Here is a 5840-nt window from a genome sequence, read left to right on the forward strand (position 1 = left end):
CTTCACCAGAAATAGTTGTTTTTATCTTGAGAGAATTTGTGATGAATATTTCCTCAGCTTGATTTTTCTGTAGATTAATTTCTGCAACATCAGCATAGAAAGCATTTAATTTTGAACTGCCCATAAATTATTTGGGAAATAACAATATACTAAAAATTAACAAATTCCAGAAAAAAGCAACTAGAAAAAACAAGTGGAAATTCCCGAAGCAAAAGTAGAAATATCTTCACCAGAAATAGTTGTTTTTATCTTGAGAGAATTTGTGATGAATATTTCCTCGAATAATATAGAATTTGGCTGAAAAATTGTCATTGGGACGAAAGGAAGCAATCTCTAAAACCCCTAAGATTACTTCCTTCCACTCCGTTCCACGCAATGACTTACAATTATAATACTAAATCATTGGTTGATATAGCTTGTATAATTTGAAGTAATTATTGATTATTCATGATCAATTATTAATCAATGAAATGTAGTTAATTGACCTGAAAACTACTGAAGTAATTATCAATTATCCATTATCAATTATCCATTATCCATTATCCATTATCCATTATCCATTATCAATTAATTAATGAATCTCATACCCAAACAAATTCGGGTCAACCTCTCCTAACTTCAAATCATCCAACCCATACTCTCCCCAACGTCTCTCCACCATTGCAGCTACATCCGGGTCAGACTCCAAAGTTGCACCCCACTCATGGTCAGTCTCAGGGGGAATTTTTGTCGTCGCATCTATTCCCATCCGACCACCTAAACCAATTTTCTCACTGGCAAAGTCTAAACTATCGAAAGGGGTATTGGGCAAAATAAACACATCTCTAGAAGGATCTACTTTAGAACTAATTGCCCAAACTACTTGACGCGGGTCACGAATATTGATACTATCGTCTACTACAATGACAAACTTTGTGTAAGTAAACTGTGGCAAAGCACTCCAGAAAGCTAAAGCTGCTCGTCTTGCTTGACCTGGATATGCTTTCTTAATAGAAATAACCGCTGCTTTGTAACTTAGAGCTTCCATCGGTAGGAAAAAATCCACAATTTCTGAAACTTGCTGTCTGAGAATAGGAGTATATATCCGATTAAGAGCGATCGCCATCATTGCTTCTTCTTTCGGAGGTCTACCACTAAAAGTTGTTAAATAAATTGGGTCTTTCCGGTGAGTCATGCAGTGAAATCTAATTACCGGAGAATCTTCCACTCCACCATAATAACCCATGTGGTCGCCAAAGGGGCCATCTGGCAATACTTCCCCAGGAGTAATAGTACCTTCTAGCACAAATTCTGAATCTGCGGGTACTTCTAAATCTAGGGTTTTGCACTTATTTAATTTCACACCGGAACCACCATAAAGTCCAGCAAATAACCATTCCGATAAATCTACTGGAATTGGAGTAGCAGCAGCCATAATAATTAATGGGTCTACTCCTAAAGCAATTGCAATTTCTAACTTTTTGCCATTTTCCGCAGCCTTCCGTAAATGTCGCGCTCCACCACGGACAGATAACCAATGTACACTCATGGTATTACGGGACTGTAATTGTAACCTATAAACTCCGACATTAGGAGTACCTGTTTCACAATCTTTTGTAATGACCAAACCCAGAGTAATAATTTTACCTGCATCCCCAGGATAGGGGCGAATCATCGGAATTTTGTTTAAGTCAAGAGCATCCCCTTCAATAACTACTTGTTGACAAGGTGGAAAAAAGTCGCGCCCTGGTTTTGCCTTTACTACATCAAACAGAACTTTACCAAATTCTACTGCTTGGGAAATCTTTTTTGGAGGTTTGGGTTGTTGGAGCATGCCCAATTTTTTACCCAAGATTTCCAACTCCTGGGGTTTTTCCATATTCATTGCCCAGCATACTCGTTCCTCAGTACCTAAGAGATTTATTGCTATGGAGTGGTCAGACCCTTTAACATTTTCAAATAGGAGAGCAGGGCCACCTTTTTGTAGCATTCGATTACAAATTTCTGCTATTTCTAAGTCAGGGTCAACTAAGGCATTGATTCGCCGTAGTTGTCCTCGGTCTTCTAAAATTTTTAGGAATCCTCTTAAATCGCGGGCCATGATTTTATTAAATTTTGTTAAACAATGGTTATGGTATCACAGGAGTCAGAAGTCAGAAGTCAGGAGTCAGGAGTTAGGAGTTAGGAGTTATACCATTTCTCAAAAAGAATGCTACATCTGATTGGGTGGTTCAATAAATTAATAATTAATAATTAATAATTCACAATTAATAATTAATTATTACCTCTTCTTATAAAGAAAGATTGCCTAAAAGGAATTTTTTTTCTTTTTTCTCCATGAATGTAGAGGCTTTATACCTTTATTTTTCGGTAAGTGTGTGAAGTGTGGGAGGAGAGGGTGAGGTTGAAATTTGGAAAAATCTATACTAAACGACGGTGTTGCTGATGGGTGGGTATGATTTATATTTTTTAGTAGTTGCTAAACTCTTGAATAAGAAATATTTGAGATTGCTCAATTTTTATTTTCATACCTTGATTCAGGAACACCTAAACGACTAATAATTGTCAAAAACAGACTTTGAATCTTGGTAACTATTTGACTGTTGAAGTATAGCATTACTTTTGGTAATTGGTATCAGAAGTTAGGATAAATAGCTTTAATCTCAATTTGTGACTCGAAAGTTTCTCTTGATATAAAGTCTTTGAGGTGCTGGTACTTGTGACTAACTTTTGACTTAATAGGTCATTCACATAAAATTATTTGAAGATGAAATCAAATACTTTTGACTTTTGAATTTTGACTTAATATATGAAATGTCCTACTTGTGGTTCTACGTCTTTACGGAAAAATGGTCGTCCTAATAATCGTCAACGCTATCTCTGCAAAGATTGTGGTAGGCAGTTTATGGAACAGTTACCCACATTAAATATAGGGCAGGATATTTCTGTTAGTCAATCTAAGTCAACAACTTTAGCTGAAGCACCCAGAGATGGAATTGCAATTTTATTATTAGATGTTGAAAATCTGAAAATTGATATTAATGCCGAGAAATTTTTAGCTAATATTTCTGAATATTCTTTACAAGTTAAAATTGCTTTTGCTAACTGGAAAAACTCTAGTTTGAGCAAATATGATGCAGAACTTTTTGAGCGTGGATATCAACTTATTCATGTTCCTGAAGGTAAAAATAGTGCTGATGCTCAAATGATGTCTATGGGGGCAGCTATTAGTAGGCAATATTCTGATGCTAAAGCTGTTTTTGTTTGTTCTTCGGATTGGTTATTGACTCATCTTTGTAATAGTTTACAAAATCAAGGTTTGACTGTTTATCGAGTAAGAAGACAACCAGATAATATTCTGAGTATAGAAAATCGAAATACTTTGGAGGTGAAGCATTATTCCCTGAAAATGGCAACAGAAATTCCACTATTAGAAGAGTTTGTGGAGAAAATTCAAGAGTTGTTGGAAATGGAAAATGAGGCAATTAGTCGGCGCAGCTCTGAGTTATCTATTATTGCTAGTTTATTGGATAAACGATGTGAAATTTCTGTAGATAAACAATCTAAACAAAATTTATCACAGGTAGTTTCCGAAGAAGTGGAGATTTTGGAAACTCAAAATATTACTACAGAACTTGTTGAAAATAAGGAAAATATTCAGTCAAAAACAGTTGATTTCCCTGAGATTAATTCTAAAGCAGAGTTTGAGCAAGAGTTGATAAAAATTATCTCTAATATTCCAGTCAAGAAGAATCAGATTTTCGTGAGCCTGAAATTAGTTAATGAAAAATTTATGGCAATATTTGGGGAAGATATAGAGCAGATATTTGAAGATTTAAAGATTGATAAAACCCTGAATAATTTTTTCATATTCTCTCCTAAATTTCGAGTAAAAAAAATCCCAAAATCTCAAGAATATAAAGTAGCGATCGCTCAAAATTTACAAACTTTAAATTCAAAAAAAATTAGCTCTTCAGAAAAATCCGAAAATTTACAAACTTTAAATGTAGAAAAAATTAGCTCTCCAGAAAAATTGGAAAAAGCTTTAGTGAATATTATTGAAGTTTTAGTAGCTCATGCCCCTAGTAATTCTGTTTGTATTTCTCATATTGGCACAGAATTTAAAAAACAATACAGTCATTCTATTACTACAATCTTGAAACAGTTAAAATTAAGTGGTAAATTGATAGACTTTTTAAATTATTCTAATGCCTTTAATATCAAAAAAGTTGGTGACAAATATCAAGTGGCGATTGCAAATAAATAGCTTTAAGCATTCAGCTATAAGCTATCAGCTAGATTATAGTTACCAATGGATAATTGATAATTAATCCCCAAAGGTTTAAAGCCTCTCCTAATAATTAATCATTAGAGATAATTTTCATTATCAATTGTTAAAGAGATAATTATCCATTATCAATTAATCAAGCTCGTCTTGTCTTGAAAGGAGAAATTATTCTTGATATATTTCAGATTATTTATAGTATAAATAAGTAGTTATTTAGTTGAAGATACAAATAATTTCATCTTAGTAGAGGTATAGCTATCACCGAATAATTAATAATTAATAATTAATAATTGGAAAATTCAAGTTTGAAGCATCCCCTTGCATAGAGGATAAAATCAAAAGTTTTGCTTTTAGTCAATCCCCTTCTTTTAAGAAGGCATAATTATTAATTGTTTATTGTTAATTACTGAAAAACATCTTATCTGTGCTACAAACGAGAAAAAAATTATTTCAATAATTATGAATTATCAATATACTTTAGCAGCAGAATTTTCACAGTCGGGAGTAGGTCTACATACTGGTATAAAATCTCATATTAAAGTTATGCCTGCTCCTCAAAATACAGGTAGATATTTTGTCAGAGTTGATTTGCCAGAAACTCCAATTATTAATGCTGGAATATCTTCTGTAGTTTCTACTACTCTCTCCACAGAATTAGGTATTGGAGATATTCGCATCCGTACTGTAGAACATCTGTTAGCTGCTTTGACAGGAATGGGTGTAGATAATGCTCGAATAGAAATTGATGGCCCAGAAGTTCCTTTGTTAGATGGTTCAGCTAAAGTCTGGACAGAGGCGATCGCTTCTGTGGGATTAAAAGAAGGAGATGGGGAGATGGGGAGATGGGGAGATGGGGAGATGGGGAGATGGGGTGATAGGGAGATGGGGAGATGGGGGAATAATAAGAATAAGCAAGATTCTTATCAAAGTATAAATACACAAATTAATAATACTAATATCCAACACATAATAACTCAACCAATCTGGATATATCAGGAGGATAGTTTTGTTGCTGCTTTACCTAGTCCAGAAACTAGATTTACTTATGGTATAGATTTTGATTTACCAGCTATTGGTAATCAATGGCATAGTTGGTCTCCAAAAACAGAAAGTTTCGCTGACTGTATTGCTCCAGCTCGGACATTTGGTTTAGCCCATCAAATTGACCAATTGCGAGAAGCTGGTTTAATTAAAGGTGGTACTTTAGAAAATGCTTTAGTTTGTAGCGAAACCGGATGGTTAAATCCACCCTTAAGATTTACAAATGAACCAGTACGTCATAAAATGTTAGATTTAATTGGAGATTTGAGTTTATTGGGAAATTTTCCTCAAGCTCATTATTTGGCTTACAAAGCTAGTCATAAATTACATATCCAATTAGCTCAAAAAATTTTAGGGGTATAGCATTACCCAGAATGTGGATACTGAATCAAAACTATAACGTCTTAGTTTAATAGAAAGCAGATTCTCAATATGTCAGATATAAATATTGATTTGAGAACCTTTGTAGTGCAGCCGTCTTGCCCAGAAGTAGTCTACTATCGTCAGATAAAATCTCCTTTCTAGGAAAATA

3 protein-coding genes are annotated in these 5840 nt (G+C 34.1%); 2 read left to right on the plus strand and 1 reads right to left on the minus strand.

From position 1 onward, the window contains the following. Window positions 1-571: 571 nt before the first annotated feature. Window positions 572-2080 (minus strand): UbiD family decarboxylase, encoded by a 1509-nt coding sequence (locus ACP6PK_RS29040; RefSeq protein ID WP_426564913.1) that lies wholly within the window; start codon window positions 2078-2080, stop codon window positions 572-574. A gap of 708 nt (window positions 2081-2788) precedes the next feature. On the opposite strand from ACP6PK_RS29040, the gene ACP6PK_RS29045 reads away from it, so the two are divergent. Together ACP6PK_RS29045 and ACP6PK_RS29050 are read left to right on the plus strand one after the other, a co-directional pair. Beyond that, on the plus strand, window positions 2789-4246 hold the full coding sequence (locus ACP6PK_RS29045; protein ID WP_426564915.1) for an IS1/IS1595 family N-terminal zinc-binding domain-containing protein: 1458 nt from the start codon (window positions 2789-2791) through the stop codon (window positions 4244-4246). A 474-nt stretch (window positions 4247-4720) separates the two neighbouring features. Further along, window positions 4721-5671 carry a UDP-3-O-acyl-N-acetylglucosamine deacetylase gene (locus ACP6PK_RS29050; RefSeq protein WP_426564919.1) on the plus strand — a complete coding sequence of 317 codons (951 nt, stop codon included), beginning with the start codon at window positions 4721-4723 and terminating at the stop codon, window positions 5669-5671. The last annotated feature ends 169 nt before the right edge of the window (window positions 5672-5840 follow it).

It is taken from the genome of Dapis hubbardiae BLCC-M172 (assembly GCF_050016015.1).
Classification (GTDB): Bacteria; Cyanobacteriota; Cyanobacteriia; order Cyanobacteriales; family Microcoleaceae; genus Trichodesmium.